Source organism: Leclercia sp. GLN_9 (assembly GCF_043105735.1).
Lineage (GTDB): Bacteria > Pseudomonadota > Gammaproteobacteria > Enterobacterales > Enterobacteriaceae > Enterobacter > Enterobacter adecarboxylatus.
On the sequence record NZ_JBICLV010000026.1, the window covers coordinates 305,360 to 325,907 of the forward strand.

The 20,548-nt window shown below is 54.8% G+C and carries 14 protein-coding genes; 7 read left to right on the top strand and 7 right to left on the bottom strand.

Annotated elements, in window-relative coordinates:
- Positions 1–3: 3 nt before the first annotated feature.
- Together ACF8PE_RS18215 and aroP are read right to left on the bottom strand one after the other, a co-directional pair.
- Positions 4–1,401 carry an MFS transporter gene (locus ACF8PE_RS18215; RefSeq protein WP_279868207.1) on the bottom strand — a complete coding sequence of 466 codons (1,398 nt, stop codon included), beginning with the start codon at positions 1,399–1,401 and terminating at the stop codon, positions 4–6.
- Between the two features lie 160 nt (positions 1,402–1,561).
- Complete coding sequence (gene aroP / locus ACF8PE_RS18220; protein ID WP_032616561.1) at positions 1,562–2,932, bottom strand: aromatic amino acid transporter AroP; 1,371 nt, start codon at positions 2,930–2,932, stop codon at positions 1,562–1,564.
- Positions 2,933–3,470: 538 nt separating this feature from the next.
- Here aroP and pdhR point away from each other — a divergent pair.
- From pdhR to lpdA, 4 genes are all read left to right on the top strand, one after another.
- Positions 3,471–4,235 (top strand): pyruvate dehydrogenase complex transcriptional repressor PdhR, encoded by a 765-nt coding sequence (gene pdhR / locus ACF8PE_RS18225; RefSeq protein WP_032616562.1) that lies wholly within the window; start codon positions 3,471–3,473, stop codon positions 4,233–4,235.
- A 237-nt stretch (positions 4,236–4,472) separates the two neighbouring features.
- Positions 4,473–7,136, top strand: a complete 2,664-nt coding sequence (gene aceE, locus ACF8PE_RS18230) for a pyruvate dehydrogenase (acetyl-transferring), homodimeric type (RefSeq protein ID WP_032616563.1) — start codon at positions 4,473–4,475, stop codon at positions 7,134–7,136.
- 14 nt (positions 7,137–7,150) lie between these two features.
- Positions 7,151–9,046, top strand: a complete 1,896-nt coding sequence (gene aceF / locus ACF8PE_RS18235) for a pyruvate dehydrogenase complex dihydrolipoyllysine-residue acetyltransferase (RefSeq protein WP_032616564.1) — start codon at positions 7,151–7,153, stop codon at positions 9,044–9,046.
- A gap of 175 nt (positions 9,047–9,221) precedes the next feature.
- On the top strand, positions 9,222–10,646 hold the full coding sequence (lpdA, locus tag ACF8PE_RS18240) for a dihydrolipoyl dehydrogenase (RefSeq protein WP_032616565.1): 1,425 nt from the start codon (positions 9,222–9,224) through the stop codon (positions 10,644–10,646).
- 59 nt (positions 10,647–10,705) lie between these two features.
- On the opposite strand, the gene ACF8PE_RS18245 is transcribed toward lpdA, so the two are convergent.
- Positions 10,706–11,500 carry a DUF2950 family protein gene (locus tag ACF8PE_RS18245; protein ID WP_392495146.1) on the bottom strand — a complete coding sequence of 265 codons (795 nt, stop codon included), beginning with the start codon at positions 11,498–11,500 and terminating at the stop codon, positions 10,706–10,708.
- 11 nt (positions 11,501–11,511) lie between these two features.
- Positions 11,512–13,095 carry a DUF3300 domain-containing protein gene (locus tag ACF8PE_RS18250; RefSeq protein WP_392495147.1) on the bottom strand — a complete coding sequence of 528 codons (1,584 nt, stop codon included), beginning with the start codon at positions 13,093–13,095 and terminating at the stop codon, positions 11,512–11,514.
- Positions 13,096–13,528: 433 nt separating this feature from the next.
- Here ACF8PE_RS18250 and acnB point away from each other — a divergent pair, with 433 nt between their 5' ends.
- Together acnB and yacL are read left to right on the top strand one after the other, a co-directional pair.
- Entirely contained in the window at positions 13,529–16,126 is a 2,598-nt protein-coding gene (gene acnB, locus ACF8PE_RS18255; RefSeq protein WP_071886488.1) for a bifunctional aconitate hydratase 2/2-methylisocitrate dehydratase, read from the top strand.
- A gap of 174 nt (positions 16,127–16,300) precedes the next feature.
- On the top strand, positions 16,301–16,663 hold the full coding sequence (gene yacL / locus ACF8PE_RS18260) for a protein YacL (RefSeq protein WP_032616569.1): 363 nt from the start codon (positions 16,301–16,303) through the stop codon (positions 16,661–16,663).
- Between the two features lie 30 nt (positions 16,664–16,693).
- Here the strand turns inward: yacL and speD are convergent, their stop codons facing one another.
- From speD to ACF8PE_RS18275, 3 genes are all read right to left on the bottom strand, one after another.
- Positions 16,694–17,488, bottom strand: coding sequence for an adenosylmethionine decarboxylase (gene speD, locus ACF8PE_RS18265; RefSeq protein ID WP_032616651.1), 795 nt, complete (start codon positions 17,486–17,488; stop codon positions 16,694–16,696).
- Between the two features lie 5 nt (positions 17,489–17,493).
- On the bottom strand, positions 17,494–18,351 hold the full coding sequence (gene speE / locus ACF8PE_RS18270) for a polyamine aminopropyltransferase (protein ID WP_032616570.1): 858 nt from the start codon (positions 18,349–18,351) through the stop codon (positions 17,494–17,496).
- A gap of 110 nt (positions 18,352–18,461) precedes the next feature.
- Entirely contained in the window at positions 18,462–18,809 is a 348-nt protein-coding gene (locus ACF8PE_RS18275) for a YacC family pilotin-like protein (RefSeq protein WP_032616571.1), read from the bottom strand.
- A gap of 145 nt (positions 18,810–18,954) precedes the next feature.
- Here ACF8PE_RS18275 and cueO point away from each other — a divergent pair, with 145 nt between their 5' ends.
- Complete coding sequence (gene cueO, locus ACF8PE_RS18280; RefSeq protein ID WP_392495148.1) at positions 18,955–20,541, top strand: multicopper oxidase CueO; 1,587 nt, start codon at positions 18,955–18,957, stop codon at positions 20,539–20,541.
- The last annotated feature ends 7 nt before the right edge of the window (positions 20,542–20,548 follow it).

The window sequence follows — 20,548 nt, forward strand, 5'->3', positions numbered from 1 at the left end:
TCCTTATTTTGTCTCAGCGGCTTTGAGTTCCTGAAAATCATTCAGCTCGCGGTAGTTGTTCCGGCGTTTTTCCAGGTCTTGCTGAATCTGTTTCATGGTTTCGCGATCGACCTTCAGCAGACGCACCACGCCAGCGGTAATGAAGTAGCCAATGCCTGGAATGACGGTGAAGAGCAGAACGATCCCGTTGATGGCATCCGCGCTTTGCGCTTTAGCACCAGCATCATAACCGTACCAGGAGAGCAGGAAGCCCACCATCGCCCCGGCAATCGCCAGCCCCAGCTTGAGGAAGAAGATATTGCCGGAGAAGCTGATCCCGGTGATACGTTTACCGGTTTTCCATTCGCCGTAGTCATCTACGTCGGCCATCAGCGACCAGTGCAGCGGAGACGGGATCTGATGCAGGATGTTCAACAGGAAGTAGAGCACCACAATGGTCACGGTGGCTTTTGGATCGAAGAAGTAGAAGGCGGTGGAGAAAATCGCCAGCACGATGTTGGTCCAGAAGAAGACCTTCAGCTTACACCAGCGGTCGGTCAGCACTTTTGCCAGCACGCTGCCAAGCATCATGCCGACCACGCCCAGGCTGATAAACAGGGTGGCGAAGTGAGTGCTCTGACCCATGACCCAGGTGACGTAATACATGGTTGCCGCCATGCGGATGAAGCCCGGGCAGACGTTGCAGAGCGTCAGCAGCAGAATGCGTACCCACTGGTCGTTCTTCCACACATCTTTCAGATCGTTTTTAAGCTCATCATTGGTTTGCACCGCCGGGCGAACACGCTCGCGCACGGTAGAGAAGCTGAACAGGAACATGCAGGTGCCAATCAGCGCCAGCACGGTCATGGCCATCTGGTAGCCTTTGGCTTTGTCTTCGCCGCCGAACCAGTCGGCCATCGGCAGCAGCGTCAGCGACAGCAGCAGCGTGGCGATACCAACCATCACAAAGCGATAAGACTGACAGGCCACGCGCTCTTTAGGATCGTTAGTGATCACACCCCCCAGCGAGCAGTACGGAATGTTAATAGCCGTATAGGTCAGGGAGAGCAGGAAGTAGGTGACGAAGGCATAGATAACTTTGCTGTTATAGGTCCAGTCCGGGGTGGTAAACATCAGGATGCTGAACAGCGCATAGGGGAAGGCGATCCATAAAAGCCATGGACGAAATCGCCCATACTTACTACGGGTACGATCGGCAATGGCCCCCATAATGGGATCGGTTACGGCATCGATGACGCGCACAGAGAGCAGTAATACCCCCACCAGTGCCGGAGCAAGGCCGAAAATATCCGTATAAAAATAGTTTACAAACAGCATGATGGCGCCAAAGATGATGTTGCATCCGGCATCCCCCATTCCATAGCCGATCTTTTCTTTTACTGAAAGTTTATTGTTATCCATCGACGATTCTCCGAGTTGCACTATGGAGAGAATTATTCGCTGCCGAAGCAAAATATGCGTTGCAGTATACCGTCGGTGATATGGATAAAATGGCTGTTGGCGAGAAAGTGTGAGGAAGGTAACAACCCTCTGCATCCGCCGGGACGCAGAGGGGAGAAGATTAATGCGCTTTTACTGCTTTAGCATTTTTCTGCTTACATGCGTAACCCACCCCGAGGATAACAATCCAGACAGGGATCAGGTAAACCGAGATAGCCATACCCGGCGTCATCAGCATGATAACCAGCACGGCAGCCATAAACAGCAGGCAGACCCAGTTACCCAGCGGATAGAGCAGGGCAGGGAAGCGCGTTTTCACGCCCTGCTGCTGTTTCGCACGACGGAACTTCATGTGCGCCAGGCTGATCATCGCCCAGTTGATCACCAGAGCGGAGACCACCAGCGCCATCAGCAGACCGAAGGCGGATTCCGGGGCCAGGTAGTTGATCAGCACGCACAGCGCGGTCACAACCGCCGACACGATAATGGTGTTAACCGGCACGCCACGCTTATCCACGTTGAGCAGCGCTTTCGGGGCGTTACCCTGCTGAGCCAGGCCGAACAGCATACGGCTGTTGCAGTAAACGCAGCTGTTATAGACCGACAGCGCGGCGGTCAGTACCACCACGTTCAGGGCGTTGGCCACAAAGGTGTCGCCCAGCTCGTGGAAGATCAGCACAAACGGGCTGGTGTCAGCGGTGACGCGGGTCCACGGCAGCAGGGAAAGCAGCACGGCCAGCGAGCCTACATAGAAGATCAGGATGCGGTAGATAACCTGGTTGGTCGCTTTCGGGATGCTCTGCTCCGGGTTGTCTGCTTCAGCGGCGGTGATACCCACCAGCTCAAGCCCACCGAAGGAGAACATAATGATCGCCATCATCATCACCAGACCGGTCATGCCGTGTGGCAGGAAACCGCCCTGATCCCAGAGGTTGCTCACGCTTGCCTGCGGGCCGCCGTTGCCGCTGAACAGCAACCAGCCGCCAAACAGGATCATCGCCACAACCGCGATAACTTTAATAATGGCGAACCAGAACTCCATCTCACCGAACACTTTTACGTTGGTCAGGTTGATGGCGTTGATGACCACAAAGAAGACCGCCGCGGAGACCCAGGTTGGGATCTCAGGCCACCAGAACTGGACATATTTACCGACCGCGGTCAGTTCCGCCATCGCCACCAGCACATACAGCACCCAGTAGTTCCAGCCGGACGCGAACCCGGCAAAGCTGCCCCAGTATTTATAAGCAAAATGGCTAAAGGAACCGGCTACCGGCTCTTCGACCACCATTTCACCGAGCTGGCGCATAATAAGAAAGGCGATAAAACCGGCAATGGCATAACCCAGAATAATACCCGGACCGGCAGACTGAATAACCGATGCGCTGCCAAGGAACAGGCCTGTACCGATAGCGCCACCGAGAGCGATAAGCTGAATATGGCGGTTTTTAAGGCCGCGCTTCAGCTGATCGCCGTGCTGTTGACCATCCATTATGAAACCTCGTGTGTGGTTGTTATGTTCACGCTCTGGCGTGTGTAATTATGAAATTCCATTTCATGTATTTATTAGTTTACGGTTCAATTGGCTGAAAATATCGGAAGTGTCTTCCGTAATTGGAAGAATAATGTTAAGCGACGGCGAATGCACCTGCTTTATGCGTGGAGAAAGTGAGTTCGAATAAAAAGAAAGCATTTGTAAATCGTTCCGTTTATGTCCCTTCATCAACCTATAGAATAAAAATGCTCCATAAGTGGGCAGCTTTTCATTTTTTACTCCGCTAAATCGGTTCAGATCGCACTTTTCTTCGTTTCGATAAAGTTAAAACTGCCTCTTTGGGAGTAATCATTTCATTTGTGCAGAGTTACATTTTTGAAACGTTATTTCTGTAAGGTTGTTAAAATAAGCAGGGTTTACTGATTTCGGTCAAAACCAATATGGACAGAAGGTGAATACTTTGTTACTTTAGCGATACGAACATGAAATTGGTAAGACCAATTGACTCCGGGCAAAAAGGCGTAAGACAGGGAATATGGCCTACAGCAAAATTCGCCAACCAAAATTATCTGATGTGATTGAGCAGCAGCTGGAGTTTTTGATCCTCGAGGGGACCCTGCGCCCCGGTGAGAAACTTCCACCTGAACGCGAACTGGCTAAACAGTTCGACGTTTCCCGTCCTTCGCTGCGTGAGGCGATCCAACGTCTCGAAGCCAAGGGCCTACTGCTTCGTCGCCAGGGTGGCGGAACCTTTGTGCAAAACAGCCTGTGGCAGAGCTTCAGCGACCCGTTAGTGGAGCTGCTCTCCGACCACCCAGAATCCCAGTTCGATCTGCTTGAGACCCGTCACGCGCTTGAAGGCATCGCGGCTTACTACGCGGCGCTGCGCAGCAACGATGAAGATCGTGACCGCATTCGCGAACTCCATCAGGCCATTGAACGGGCCCAACAGTCCGGCGATCTCGACGCCGAGTCCGACGCCGTCGTCCAGTATCAAATTGCCGTCACAGAAGCAGCCCACAACGTGGTGCTCCTCCATCTGCTACGCTGCATGGAGCCAATGCTTGCCCAGAACGTTCGTCAGAATTTTGAATTGTTGTATGCCCGTCGGGAGATGCTCCCGCTGGTCAGCAACCATCGCACTCGAGTATTCGAGGCGATAATGGCCGGGGAGCCGGAGCAGGCGCGTGAAGCGTCGCACCGTCACCTGGCTTTCATTGAGGAAATCTTGCTGGACCGCAGCCGTGAACAGAGTCGTCGAGAACGTTCACTTCGCCGCATACAGCAACGAAAGGATTAAGCGCCAGTTTTTTAGAGCGCGGCAACTAAACGCAGAACCTGTCTTATTGCGCTTTTAGTTTTCGACATCGTTTGGGTTGTATCGCGGCGGCAAGTGCGCGCATCCCCAGGAGCACAGTTAACGCTGTGACTGGAGTGAAGAAGCACAGCCAACAAAGAGACAGCCCGAAACGAAAAGAAAGTGCAATGGGACAGGTTCCAGACAAATCAACGTATTAGATAGATAAGGAATACCCCCATGTCAGAACGTCTCCAAAATGACGTGGATCCGATCGAAACTCGCGACTGGCAACAGGCGATCGAATCGGTCATCCGTGAAGAAGGTGTTGAGCGCGCTCAGTATCTGATTGAACAGATGCTTTCTGAAGCCCGCAAAGGTGGCGTGAAAGTAGCTGCAGGTGCAGGGGCTAACAACTACGTAAACACGATTGCCGTCGAAGACGAACCGGAATATCCGGGCAATCTGGATCTGGAACGCCGCATCCGTTCTGCAATTCGCTGGAACGCCATCATGACCGTTCTGCGCGCATCCAAAAAAGATCTGGAGCTGGGCGGCCACATGGCTTCCTTCCAGTCTTCTGCAACCGTTTATGAAGTGTGCTTCAACCACTTCTTCCGCGCACGCACCGAGAAAGACGGCGGCGACCTGGTGTACTTCCAGGGCCACATCTCTCCGGGCGTTTACGCACGTGCGTTCCTGGAAGGTCGTCTGACTGAAGAGCAGATGAACAACTTCCGTCAGGAAGTTCACGGTAAAGGCCTGTCTTCTTACCCGCACCCGAAACTGATGCCTGAATTCTGGCAGTTCCCGACCGTATCTATGGGTCTGGGTCCAATCGGTGCGATCTACCAGGCTAAATTCCTGAAATATCTGGAACACCGTGGCCTGAAAGACACCTCTCAGCAGACCGTTTACGCCTTCCTGGGCGACGGTGAGATGGATGAGCCAGAATCTAAAGGTGCGATCACCATCGCGACCCGTGAGAAGCTGGACAACCTGTGCTTCATCATCAACTGTAACCTGCAGCGTCTGGATGGTCCGGTAACCGGTAACGGCAAGATCATCAACGAACTGGAAGGCATCTTCGCAGGTGCAGGCTGGAACGTGATTAAAGTCATGTGGGGCGGTCGTTGGGATGAGCTGCTGCGTAAAGACACCAGCGGTAAACTGCTCCAGCTGATGCAGGAAACCGTTGACGGCGACTACCAGACCTTCAAATCCAAAGATGGTGCCTACGTTCGTGAGCACTTCTTCGGTAAATATCCTGAGACTGCAGCCCTGGTTGCTGACTGGACTGACGATCAGATCTGGGCACTGAACCGTGGTGGTCACGATCCGAAGAAAGTCTACGCTGCACTGAAAAAAGCGCAAGAAACCAAAGGCAAAGCGACTGTAATCCTGGCCCATACCGTTAAAGGTTATGGCATGGGTGATACCGCCGAAGGTAAAAACATCGCGCACCAGGTGAAGAAAATGAACATGGACGGCGTGCGTTACATCCGCGACCGTTTCAACGTTCCAGTGACCGACGAGCAGGTTGAAAACCTCTCTTACATCACCTTCCCGGAAGGTTCAGAAGAGCACACCTATCTGCACGCACAGCGTCAGAAACTGAACGGCTACCTGCCGTCCCGTCAGGTGAACTTCACTGAGAAACTGGAACTGCCAGCGCTGGAAGACTTCTCTCAGCTGCTGGAAGAGCAGAACAAAGAGATCTCCACCACTATCGCCTTCGTGCGTGCCCTGAACGTGATGCTGAAGAACAAGTCGATCAAAGATCGTCTGGTTCCAATCATCGCTGACGAAGCGCGTACCTTTGGTATGGAAGGTCTGTTCCGTCAGATCGGTATCTACAGCCCGAACGGTCAGCAGTACACCCCGCAGGACCGCGAGCAGGTTGCATACTACAAAGAAGACGAGAAAGGTCAGATCCTGCAGGAAGGTATTAACGAGCTGGGCGCAGGCGCATCCTGGCTGGCTGCTGCGACTTCTTACAGCACCAACAACCTGCCGATGATCCCGTTCTACATCTACTACTCCATGTTCGGTTTCCAGCGTATCGGTGACCTGTGCTGGCAGGCTGGCGACCAACAGGCTCGCGGCTTCCTGGTCGGTGGTACTTCCGGTCGTACGACGCTGAACGGTGAAGGTCTGCAGCACGAAGATGGTCACAGCCACATTCAGTCTCTGACTATCCCTAACTGTATCTCTTATGACCCGTCTTACGCGTACGAAGTGGCAGTCATCATGCATGACGGCCTGCAGCGCATGTACGGTGAAGCGCAAGAGAACATTTACTACTACATCACCACCCTGAACGAAAACTACCACATGCCGGCCATGCCAGCAGGTGCCGAGGAAGGTATCCGTAAAGGTATCTACAAACTCGAAACTGTTGCAGGTAGCAAAGGTAAAGTTCAGCTGCTGGGCTCCGGTTCTATCCTGCGTCACGTTCGTGAAGCAGCGCAGATCCTGGCGAACGACTACGGCGTAGGTTCTGACGTCTACAGCGTGACCTCCTTCACCGAACTGGCACGTGATGGCCAGGATTGTGAGCGCTGGAACATGCTGCACCCGCTGGAAACCCCACGTGTTCCGTACATCGCTCAGGTGATGAACGACGCGCCAGCTGTAGCTTCAACTGACTATATGAAACTGTTCGCTGAGCAGGTTCGTACTTACGTACCAGCTGATGATTATCGCGTACTGGGTACTGACGGCTTCGGTCGTTCTGACAGCCGCGAAAACCTGCGTCACCACTTCGAAGTTGATGCTTCTTACGTGGTTGTAGCAGCACTGGGCGAACTGGCTAAACGTGGCGAAATCGACAAGAAAGTGGTGGCGGAAGCAATCACCAAATTCAACATCGATGCAGATAAAGTTAACCCGCGTCTGGCATAAGAGGTAAAAGAATAATGGCTATCGAAATCAATGTACCGGACATCGGGGCTGATGAAGTTGAAATCACCGAGATCCTGGTCAAAGTGGGCGACAAAGTTGAAGCTGAACAGTCGCTGATCACCGTAGAGGGCGACAAAGCCTCTATGGAAGTCCCGTCTCCTCAGGCTGGCATCGTTAAAGAGATCAAAGTCTCTGTTGGCGATAAAACCGAGACTGGCAAACTGATCATGATTTTCGATTCCGCCGACGGTGCAGCAGCTGCTGCACCTGCGCAGGAAGAGAAGAAAGAAGCCGCTCCGGCCGCTGCTCCAGCAGCTGCCGCGGCAGCGAAAGAAGTGAACGTGCCTGACATCGGCGGTGACGAAGTAGAAGTTACTGAGATCCTGGTCAAAGTGGGCGATACCGTTGCGGCTGAGCAGTCCCTGATCACCGTAGAAGGCGACAAAGCCTCTATGGAAGTCCCGGCACCGTTCGCAGGTACTGTTAAAGAGATCAAGATCAACACCGGTGACAAAGTGTCTACTGGCTCTCTGATCATGGTCTTCGAAGTGGCGGGTGCTGCACCTGCTGCTGCCCCGGCTCAGGCGGCTGCTCCGGCACCTGCTGCTGCTCCAGCTGCGGCTGGCGGTGCGAAGGACGTTAACGTCCCGGACATCGGCGGTGACGAAGTTGAAGTGACCGAAGTGATGGTGAAAGTGGGCGACAAAGTTGCTGCTGAACAGTCACTGATCACCGTTGAAGGCGACAAGGCTTCTATGGAAGTTCCTGCGCCATTCGCCGGTACCGTTAAAGAGATCAAAATCAGCACCGGCGACAAAGTGTCTACTGGCTCTCTGATCATGGTCTTCGAAGTGGAAGGCGCTGCGCCTGCCGCGGCTCCGGCTGCTGCTGCTCCGGCACCTGCTGCTGCACCGGCTCAGGCTGCGAAACCTGCTGCTGCCCCTGCTGCGAAAGCAGAAGGCAAATCTGAGTTTGCTGAGAACGACGCCTACGTTCACGCCACCCCGCTGATTCGTCGCCTGGCGCGCGAATTCGGTGTAAACCTGGCGAAAGTGAAAGGAACTGGCCGTAAAGGTCGTATCCTGCGCGAAGACGTTCAGGCGTACGTGAAAGACGCGGTGAAACGCGCTGAAGCGGCACCTGCTGCTGCCACCGGTGGCGGTATCCCGGGCATGCTGCCATGGCCGAAAGTCGACTTCAGCAAGTTCGGTGAAATCGAAGAAGTGGAACTGGGCCGTATCCAGAAAATCTCTGGTGCGAACCTGAGCCGTAACTGGGTGATGATCCCGCACGTTACGCACTTCGACAAAACGGATATCACCGATCTGGAAGCGTTCCGTAAACAGCAGAACGCCGAAGCTGAGAAGCGTAAACTGGACGTGAAATTCACCCCAGTGGTCTTCATCATGAAAGCCGTTGCTGCTGCGCTTGAGCAGATGCCACGTTTCAACAGCTCCCTGTCTGAAGATGGCCAGAAGCTGACGCTGAAGAAATACATCAACATCGGTGTTGCGGTTGATACGCCAAATGGTCTGGTTGTTCCTGTCTTCAAAGACGTGAACAAGAAGAGCATCACTGAGCTGTCTCGCGAACTGACCACCATCTCCAAGAAAGCGCGTGATGGTAAGCTGACTGCCGGCGAAATGCAGGGCGGCTGCTTCACTATCTCCAGCATCGGCGGCTTGGGTACTACCCACTTCGCGCCGATTGTGAACGCGCCGGAAGTGGCGATCCTCGGTGTCTCCAAGTCTGCGATGGAGCCTGTGTGGAATGGTAAAGAGTTTATGCCGCGTCTGATGATGCCAATTTCTCTCTCCTTCGACCACCGCGTGATCGACGGTGCTGATGGTGCCCGCTTCATTACCATCATCAACAACACCCTGAGCGACATTCGCCGCCTGGTGATGTAATAGAAAAGCCGGCCTGACGGCCGGCTTTTTTCTGGTAACCTCATGCTGTTCGTGAGGTTATTGGCGAAAGCAAAAATTCGTGAGCCGTTTGTTGTTTCAAAATTGTTAACAATTTTGTAAAATGCGAGCGGATAGAACGACCCGGTGGACGACGGGTATAAATTAAGAGGTCATGATGAGCACAGAAATCAAAACTCAGGTCGTAGTACTTGGGGCAGGCCCGGCAGGTTATTCCGCAGCATTCCGTGCCGCGGATTTAGGTCTGGAAACCGTCATCGTAGAACGTTACAACACCCTCGGTGGTGTTTGTCTGAACGTCGGCTGTATCCCTTCAAAAGCGCTGCTGCACGTAGCCAAAGTTATCGAAGAAGCCAAAGCGCTGGCTGAACACGGTATCGTCTTCGGCGAGCCGAAAACCGATATCGACAAGATTCGTACCTGGAAAGAGAAAGTTATCACTCAGCTGACCGGTGGTCTGGCAGGTATGGCCAAAGGCCGTAAAGTGAAAGTGGTAAACGGTCTGGGTAAATTTACCGGGGCAAACACCCTGGAAGTGGAAGGTGAGAACGGCAAAACCGTGATCAACTTCGACAACGCAATCATCGCGGCGGGTTCCCGTCCGATCGAACTGCCGTTCATTCCACATGAAGATCCACGCGTGTGGGACTCCACCGATGCGCTGGAGCTGAAAACCGTTCCTGAACGCCTGCTGGTTATGGGTGGCGGTATCATCGGTCTGGAAATGGGCACCGTATACCATGCGCTGGGTTCACAGATTGACGTGGTTGAAATGTTCGACCAGGTTATCCCGGCTGCTGACAAAGACATCGTTAAAGTCTTCACCAAACGCATCAGCAAGAAATTCAACCTGATGCTGGAAACCAAAGTGACTGCCGTTGAAGCGAAAGAAGACGGTATTTACGTTTCCATGGAAGGCAAAAAAGCCCCTGCAGAACCACAGCGTTACGACGCGGTGCTGGTAGCGATCGGTCGTGTACCGAACGGTAAAAACCTGGATGCAGGTGCAGCGGGCGTGGAAGTTGACGACCGTGGTTTCATCCGCGTTGACAAGCAGCTGCGCACCAACGTGCCGCACATCTTTGCTATCGGCGATATCGTCGGTCAGCCAATGCTGGCGCACAAAGGTGTTCACGAAGGCCACGTTGCCGCAGAAGTTATCGCCGGTATGAAGCACTACTTCGACCCGAAAGTGATCCCATCTATCGCGTACACCGAGCCAGAAGTTGCCTGGGTTGGTCTGACCGAGAAAGAAGCGAAAGAGAAAGGCATCAGCTACGAAACCGCCACCTTCCCGTGGGCTGCTTCTGGCCGTGCTATCGCTTCCGACTGCGCAGATGGTATGACCAAACTGATCTTCGACAAAGAGACTCACCGTGTGATCGGTGGTGCGATTGTCGGCACCAACGGCGGCGAGCTGCTGGGTGAGATCGGTCTGGCGATCGAAATGGGCTGTGACGCTGAAGACATCGCGCTGACCATCCACGCTCACCCGACTCTGCACGAGTCTGTTGGCCTGGCGGCAGAAGTGTTTGAAGGCAGCATTACCGACCTGCCAAACGCGAAAGCGAAGAAGAAGTAATTTTCTTCCGGCAATAAAAAAGCGGCTCATGAGCCGCTTTTTTTTTATTCTGCAAACCCCTACTGCGCCACCCGCTGCCAGCGATCGTCCGGGTTAAAGGTCGGTATCGCTTTTGCTTCCTCCGCTGACTGCTCGCCCAGATTGGCCTGCCAGACCCGATCCTCACCGTTAATCATAAAGCTCATCACCCCGGTTTCGCCGTAGCTCACCGGCCAGGCGATCATTGCAAAGCCTGATTTGCTGTCCGGCAGGATACGGAAATGGTAGCCGTGATACCCCTGGCCTGGCGCTTTCGGGCTAAAGGCCGGACCAAGCGGGCTGGGGGCTTCGCCGGGTTTTACCGGCCAGTAAAGCCCATCTTTTTTGCCCTCACTGCTGACAATTTTCTGCGCATACTTCGAGGTGAGGGCGTAATAGCTATCCTGCGCATCCACGTAGGCGTGCAGGGCTTCGATGGCGGCCAGCTCGTTACGGCCCACTTCGCGGGTGAGGATCTCCTCTTTGGCCGCCTGCATGTCGAACTGCCAGCCTCCGGCGCGTTTTACCGCCGGGACAGGCAACTGCCAGTGGTACTCTCCCACGGTGAGCCAGGCCATGTCGCCGTCGATCACCGTTTGATGGTTCACCTGCCAGTCACGCTTAAAGCGATCCACGGCCTTCGGGTCAATGCCATCAGTCGGTAAAAAGGTACGCCAGTCCTCTCCGAGCAGGTTGCTCAGTGCGTTGTCATTCTGCTCGTTGATAGCTTTCGCCAGCGCATCGGTCGCCTGTTCAGGCGTGCTGAAATAGTGTTGGGCAAAAGCACCGGTCGATACCATGAACAACATCATTCCGCTGAGTAATTTACTTTTCATTGTCCTCTCCCTTAACGATGCCGTAATTCACGGTGCTCACCGCCGCCCAGGCGTTCAGATATCTGTGCTCTGCCGTCGCTGCGTTGTTCCAGATGGCGGCCCAACTGCTGACGGCTTTGCATCCCACGCTGCTGCTGCGCCTGCCAGTTGGCGGAACGGCTGTCGTTGCCGCTGAGGGCGTTGGCGCGCGGGTGCGTCTGCGTCGCCCGTTGCGGGGCCTGCACCTTGTGGACGGTTTGTTGATGTGCCGCCGTACGTTGGGCATCGCGCTGGGTATCGCTGGCCCGTTTTACCGTTTGTGGGCGATCATTGTCGTATCCCCGGTAGTTATTGCGCCGCGAGATCTGGTTCAACTGCTGGCTTGCTGCCTGGCGCTGGCCGTCACGGGTGGCCGGATGCGCCGTCCGGGAGAGGTTTTTACCCGTTGAACGCTCCATCTGCGTCATAGCCGCCTGACGCTGGGCGTCGCGGTTTACAGTTCCTTGCGGCGTAGTAAGGCTGTGATTGACGGTCCGGCGCTCCGCGGTATTGTTCTGCTGGTAACGGTTGTTCAACTGGCTGTTGGCGTAGGACACGCCGCCGCGATAGGCCGGATTATGTTGCCAGCCGTGGTTGGGATCCAGACGCTCTCCACTGATTTTATTGAAGTTATTGACGTTGATATTGATGTTGTTATCGCCGTTCCGTGAATAGCCATCGTGGTGATCCCCGTCATGGTGGTGATGATCCCAGTCGTCATCATCCCAGTCGATATTACTGAAGATGGCGTAGGTGGTGGCTACCCCGAGGCTGAAGCCAAGCCCTTTGACCAGGCTGTCGGTAAACTGCTCCCCCGGAGGCGGCGGCAGATAGACCGGCGGGTAACTGCTGTTAGGCCAGGTGCCATAAACCGTACTGGGGTTGTAGGTTGGAACATACACGACCTGCGGATCGGCTGATTCAATCTTGATCACCGTTGGCGCGGGCGTTGAGGCCGGGGCTGAGCTGGCGGCCGCAGTCGATGAAGCGGGTTTCGCCGTTGCCGTTTTCTGCACGGTGGTCACCGTCTGCTGCGGCATCGATTGCAGCGCGCCGGTTTGCTGCGCCAGCAGGCGTAAGCGCTGGACAGAGTCCATCACATCCTTCGGCTGGTTGAGAAACGCATCCCCCAGATTCTGTACCCATGGCGGGTTTTCCCCCATCAGCGACATTAGCTGCGGGAAGGCGACCAGCGATTTAACGCTCGGATCCCAGGGCTGCCCCGCGACGGCCTGAACTGCGGCATCGCCCTGCATACGGGGGTTATCCCGCGACCACTGCGCCGCCTGTATCACGTTCGCCGGATAGGTTGCGGCCATTAAAACTTGCGACAGCAAGGCGTCCGGGTAGAGGGCGACCGGGGCGACCCACTGATCGATTTGTGCTGCGGTGTAGGTCACCGGCGCCTGCGCCACAGCCGCCGGGGCGGTTTGCGCTGTCGGGGCGGGCTGCACGGGGGGCGATGGCTGAGTGAGGGTCTCGGTTGTGCGGCTATTAACGTAGACCACACCCGAGGCGGCAAACAGCCCGGCGCTACATATAAGAGCAAGCAGATGAGGCTTAATGGGCAACTTCATAATAAGACTCCGGGGAGAGCAAGGCCGTAAGGCGTTTACGTTGCCGCGAGTATATGCACCCGGTTGTGACTTTTTTGACTTAAACTGGGAACCGTTCCGAATGGCCGGAAAAAGAGTGTGAGTATTTATTACACAGAGTATATCTGATGATAAAAAAGACAACGGGGAGATTCTTTGGTGTGCCGAAAAGATGAAACTTCCCCGCCAGTAACAACGGATTAACGGGTTTGCGTGAGTTTAAATGACCGCTATACCATGCTTAACGATTCAGCAAACAATTCAATGTTGCTTTTTTGTAAACAGATTAACACTGTGTGAAAATCCTGCTATGCTGCCCGACGCGGTATCGGGCATTTACCCTACAAACTGCTGTCTCACAGGAGCGTGAAGAGAACGCCGGCCGCATATGACAATGAGAGCGAGGAGAACCGTCGTGCTAGAAGAATACCGTAAGCACGTAGCAGAACGTGCCGCCGAGGGAATTGTACCCAAACCCTTAGATGCTACCCAAATGGCTGGGCTCGTCGAGCTGCTGAAGAATCCGCCTAAAGGCGAAGAAGAATTCCTGTTAGATCTGTTGATCAACCGTGTACCGCCAGGCGTCGATGAAGCCGCCTACGTTAAAGCCGGTTTCCTTGCTGCGATTGCCAAAGGCGAAGCAACCTCCCCACTGGTTACCCCTGAAAAAGCGATTGAACTGCTCGGCACCATGCAGGGTGGCTATAACATTCATCCGCTGATTGATGCGCTGGACAGCGACACGCTGGCCCCCATTGCCGCTAAAGCACTGTCCCACACGCTGCTGATGTTCGATAACTTCTACGACGTAGAAGAGAAAGCGAAAGCGGGCAACAGCTACGCGAAGCAGGTAATGCAGTCCTGGGCAGATGCCGAATGGTTCCTGAGCCGCCCTGCGCTGGCGGAAAAAATGACCGTTACCGTCTTTAAGGTGACAGGCGAAACCAACACCGATGACCTCTCTCCGGCCCCGGATGCCTGGTCACGCCCGGATATCCCACTGCACGCGCTGGCGATGCTGAAAAACGCCCGTGAAGGTATTGTCCCGGATCAGCCGGGTGTTGTCGGCCCGATCAAACAGATCGAAGCCCTGCAGCAGAAAGGTTTCCCGCTGGCTTACGTCGGTGACGTGGTTGGTACCGGTTCTTCCCGTAAATCCGCAACGAACTCCGTGCTGTGGTTTATGGGCGATGACATCCCGCACGTGCCGAACAAGCGCGGCGGCGGCCTGTGCCTCGGTGGCAAAATTGCCCCTATCTTCTTCAACACCATGGAAGATGCTGGCGCACTGCCAATCGAAGTGGACGTGAACAACCTGAACATGGGCGACGTGATCGACGTTTACCCGTTCAAAGGCGAAGTCCGTAACCACGAAACCAACGAATTGCTGGCAAGCTTTGAGCTGAAAACTGACGTACTGATCGACGAAGTCCGTGCTGGTGGTCGTATCCCGCTGATCATCGGTCGTGGCCTTACCACCAAGGCGCGTGAAGCCCTGGGCCTGCCGCACAGCGATGTCTTCCGTCAGGCGAAAGACGTGGCCGAAAGCGACCGTGGTTACTCTCTGGCGCAGAAAATGGTTGGCCGTGCATGCGGCGTAGCCGGTATCCGTCCGGGTGCCTACTGCGAGCCGAAGATGACCTCCGTTGGCTCCCAGGACACCACCGGTCCAATGACCCGTGACGAACTGAAAGACCTGGCGTGCCTGGGCTTCTCTTCTGACCTGGTGATGCAGTCCTTCTGCCACACCGCGGCCTATCCGAAGCCGGTTGATGTCACCACGCACCACACGCTGCCAGACTTCATCATGAACCGTGGCGGTGTCTCCCTGCGTCCGGGCGATGGCGTGATCCACTCCTGGCTGAACCGTATGTTGCTGCCAGATACCGTCGGTACCGGCGGTGACTCCCATACCCGTTTCCCGATTGGGATCTCCTTCCCGGCGGGTTCTGGTCTGGTGGCCTTTGCCGCTGCGACCGGCGTCATGCCGCTGGACATGCCGGAATCCGTTCTGGTGCGTTTCAAAGGCAAAATGCAGCCGGGCATCACCCTGCGCGATCTGGTTCACGCGATCCCGCTGTACGCGATCAAACAGGGCCTGCTGACCGTTGAGAAGAAAGGTAAGAAAAACATCTTCTCTGGCCGCATCCTCGAGATCGAAGGTCTGCCGGATCTGAAAGTGGAGCAGGCGTTCGAACTGACCGATGCTTCCGCTGAGCGTTCTGCTGCGGGCTGTACCATTAAGCTGAACCAGGCGCCAATCGAAGAGTACCTGACCTCTAACATCGTGCTGCTGAAGTGGATGATTGCTGAAGGCTACGGCGACCGTCGTACTCTGGAACGTCGTATTCAGGGCATGGAGAAATGGCTGGCGGATCCACAGCTGCTGGAAGCCGATGCTGACGCAGAATACGCGGCGGTGATCGACATCGATCTGGCCGACATCAAAGAGCCGATTCTGTGTGCACCGAACGATCCTGATGACGCACGTCTGCTCTCTGACGTACAGGGCGACAAGATCGACGAAGTGTTCATCGGCTCCTGTATGACCAACATCGGTCACTTCCGCGCTGCCGGTAAACTGCTGGATACCCACAAAGGCCAGCTGCCGACCCGTCTGTGGGTGGCTCCGCCAACCCGTATGGATGCGGCACAGCTGACCGAAGAGGGCTACTACAGCGTGTTTGGTAAGAGCGGGGCGCGTATTGAAATCCCGGGTTGCTCCCTGTGTATGGGTAACCAGGCGCGCGTGGCTGACGGTGCGACCGTTGTGTCTACCTCGACCCGTAACTTCCCGAATCGTTTAGGTACCGGTGCTAACGTCTACCTGGCCTCTGCGGAGCTGGCGGCGGTTGCGGCACTGATTGGTAAACTGCCAACGCCGGAAGAGTACCAGACCTTTGTGGCGCAGGTAGATAAGACCGCGGTAGATACTTATCGCTATCTGAACTTCGATCAGCTCTCTCAGTACACTGAGAAGGCTGACGGAGTGATCTTCCAGACCGCAGTATAAGCCGCAAAACCGTCTCTCTGGAGACGCAATCGCCCGGTGGCGCTACGCTTACCGGGCCTGCAAGACCCATCGCAACCGCGGTGGGTTTTTTATTTTCATTCCTTCACGCGTTACGCTTTTTTTCTTCCCCTGTGCTGCGATAATTACATCAAGGGCTTTGCAGAGGAAAATACTATGGATTACGAATTTCTGCGTGATATCACCGGTGTGGTGAAAGTGCGTATGTCGATGGGCCATGAGGTGGTCGGTCACTGGTTCAATGAGGAAGTGAAAGAGAACCTGAGCCTGCTCGATGAAGTGGAACAGGCTGCGCGCACCGTGAAAGGCAGTGAACGATCCTGGCAACGCGCCGGACATGAATACACGTTATGGATGGACGGCGAAGAGGTCATGGTTCGCGCCAACCAGCTGGAGTTTTCTGGCGACGAGATGGAAGAGGGGATGAACTACTACGATGAGGAGAGCCTGTCGCTGTGCGGCGTAGAGGATTTCCTTCAGGTGGTAGCGGCCTACCGTGACTTCCTGAAACAGAAATAAAATCAGGAGCATCCTTGCTCCATCGATGCCTTATACGGTCGCAATGTTGCGGCCGTAGTAAATTTCGCGCATCTCTTTCCACAGCAGGTCCGTGATGACCTTACGCTCATCTTCGCTTAAATCTTCCGGCCGGGTATGGAACATGTAGTGCTTCAGGTCGAACTCCTTCAGCAGCATCTTGGTATGGAAGATATTTTCCTGATACACGTTCACATCCATCATGTCGTACAGCGATTTCATATCTTCAGACATGAAGTTCTGAATCGAGTTAATTTCATGATCGATAAAGTGCTTCATGCCGTTGATATCACGGGTAAAGCCGCGCACGCGATAGTCGATGGTAACGATATCCGACTCAAGCTGATGAATCAGGTAGTTCAACGCATTGAGTGGGGAGATGACGCCGCAGGTCGATACTTCAATATCGGCACGAAAAGTACATAACCCGCCTTCCGGGTGACTCTCCGGGTAGGTATGTACGCAGATATGGCTCTTATCGAGATGGGCAACGACCGCTTCCGGCAGCGGGCCGGGATGCTCACTGTGGTCGATAAGCGTCGGGTCAACCGGCTCTTCACTGACCAGAATGGTGACGCTGGCACCCTGGGGTTCATAATCCTGTCGCGCGATATTCAGGATATTGGCCCCGATGATGGAGCAGGTCTCTGACAGGATCTCGGTCAGTCGGTTGGCGTTATAAAGTTCATCGATATAGGCGATATAACCATCGCGCTCTTCCGCCGTTTTGACATAGCAGATATCGTAAATACAAAAACTCAGGCTTTTGGTCAGGTTGTTAAAGCCATGCAGTTTTAGCTTTTTCAATTCATTCACCCCCTCAGAGCCTCTTGCAAATATTGCGGTAAGGCAAAGGCTGCGGTATGGACGGCCGGATTGTAATAACGGCAGGTCAGATTTGCGTGCTGGAAGCGCGCCTGAATAATACCGGTGGAGAGATGACGCAGGGCTTCATTATCCGTTGCCCAGGCAAAGGTCATCACGCCGCCGTAATAGGTGGGGATCGCCGCCTGGTAGAAGCTGACGTCAGTGAAGTAATGGCTCAGCTTACGGTGGCTGTCGATAGCCTCATCCTGCTGCAGGAAGCAGACGCCGTTCTGGGCGACGAAGACCCCGCCGGGGTTCAGGCAGCGTTTGCAGCCCTCATAGAACGCCGAGGTAAACAGGCTTTCGCCTGGCCCAATCGGATCGGTGCAATCAGAGATGATGACATCAAAGGTGCGCGTCGTCTGGTTAACAAAATTGACGCCATCGTCAATCACCAGCGTAAAGCGCGGATCGTCGTAGCTTCCGGCGTTGTGATTGGGCAGATACTGGCGACAGAAAGAGACGACGCCAGCGTCAATCTCGACCATGGTAATGCTTTCAATGGTTTTGTGGCGGGAGACTTCACGCAGCATGGCGCCGTCGCCACCGCCGATGATCAGCACATGTTTTGCGTTGCCGTGTGCCAGCAGCGGTACGTGAGTCATCATTTCATGATAGATGAACTCATCACGCTCGGTGGTTTGCACCACGCCATCCAGCGCCATCACCCGGCCAAAAGCCGCGTTTTCGAAAATGATCAGATCCTGATGATCGGTTTTCTCATGATAGAGCACGTTATCAATGGCAAAGTACTGTCCAAACTGGTCATGCAGCGTTTCATGCCACATTTTCTTTTCGGCCATGGGATGATACCTCCTTTGTTAACACCCGCTTAAAACAGGCGCAACATCATAGCTAACAATGACCGTGGTTGCACGGTCATCAATTCAGCAAAAGGGCATCGGGAGGGGAGTTACTTAACGTAGGCGAGCAGGCTCAGTGAATCGCGAGCCAGAGCTTTACATTTTTTTGCTGTAGGAATGCCGATGCCGCTGAGATCGCGGTAGCTGTCTTCACCGAGGGTTTTCATATCAAAACTGTCGTAGTTGCTCAGATCCCACTGGTTCTGTTGAGCAAAGAAGACCAGCGCGCGACGGATCTGGCCGTTAGGTAAATTCTGGTAGCCACAGTCGTTTTTCAGGAATACAAACACCGCCGTTAAATCCGCCATGTCTTCGGCTTCATTTTCACTCAGCGCATAGCTGTTTGCGCAACTCATCATCAGGGTGCTGAACAGAATTGTTCGGAAAAACGTCTTCATTGCTTCTACCAATACGTCACGGAAATTCAACGTTAGCACACTTCCCGCCGGTGCGACGATCTTTATTCTCTCTGCTTTTCTTGACCTTCCGGCAAGGGGAGGGTTTATGCTCATCTCATCGAATGCTGCGAATACGGAGATGAACATGCAACGCCGTGATTTTTTAAAATATTCTGCTGCACTGGGTGTCGCCAGTGCCCTGCCGCTGTGGAGTCGCGCCGCTTTTGCGGCCGAGCGTCCCGTTCTGCCGATCCCCAATTTACTGACGCCCGATGCGCGTAATCAGGTGAAGCTGGTGGTGCAGGCGGGTAAAACCACTTTTGGTCCGCACAACGCCACCACCTGGGGCTACAACGGCAATCTGCTTGGCCCGGCCATTCAGCTACACAAGGGAAAAGCGCTGACCGTAACTATCCACAACACCCTCAATGAAGAGACCACCGTCCACTGGCATGGTCTGGAAGTGCCGGGCGAGGTGGACGGTGGCCCGCATGGCATCATTAAACCCGGCGGCCAGCGGACGGTGACCTTTACCCCGGACCAGCAAGCGGCAACCTGCTGGTTCCATCCCCATCAGCATGGGAAAACCGGGCATCAGGTGGCGATGGGACTCGCCGGGCTGGTGCTGATTGAGGATGACGAAAGTCGCCTGCTGCGTCTGCCAAAGCAGTGGGGCATCGACGATGTACCGGTGATTGTCCAGGATAAAAAATTTACTGCCGACGGGCAGATTGACTATCAGCTGGATGTGATGAGCGCCGCGGTGGGCTGGTTTGGTGACACGCTGCTGACCAACGGCGCGATTTACCCGCAGCACAATGCCCCGAAAGGCTGGCTGCGTCTGCGCCTGCTCAACGGCTGTAACGCCCGCTCGCTTAACTTTGCCGCCAGCGATAAACGCCCGCTGTATGTGGTCGCCAGTGACGGAGGGCTGCTGGCGGAGCCGGTGAAAGTGACCGAGTTGCCGATGCTGATGGGCGAACGTTTTGAGGTGCTGGTGGATATCAGCGACGGCAAGGCATTTGACCTGGTGACTCTGCCGGTCAGCCAGATGGGGATGGCCGTGGCGCCGTTCGATAAACCGCACCCGGTGCTGCGCATTCAGCCGCTGCTGGTGACCGCATCGGGCACATTGCCGGATACGCTGACCACCCTGCCGGCTCTGCCATCACTTGAGGGGCTGACCCAGCGGAAGCTGCTGCTGTCGATGGATCCGATGCTGGACATGATGGGCATGCAGGCATTAATGAAAAAGTACGGGCACCAGGCAATGGCAGGTATGGACCACGGCCAGATGGAGCATGGTCAGATGGACCACGGCAAGATGGATCACGGCAAGATGGATCACGACAAGATGGGCGGGATGGATCACAGCATGCATGCGTTTGATTTCCATAATGGCAACCGCATTAACGGCCAGGCCTTCGACATGCATACCCCGCAGTTCGCGGCCACCAAAGGGCAGTATGAGCGTTGGGTGATCTCAGGGGAGGGCGACATGATGTTGCACCCGTTCCATATCCACGGCACCCAGTTCCGCATCCTGGCAGAAAACGGCAAAGCGCCAGCGGTGCATCGTGCGGGCTGGAAGGATACGGTGCGCGTTGAGGGCGGAGTGAGCGAGGTGTTAGTGAAGTTCGATCATGCTGCGCCGAAAGAGTTTGCCTATATGGCGCACTGTCATCTGTTAGAGCATGAAGATACGGGGATGATGCTCGGCTTCACCGTATAAAAAAGCC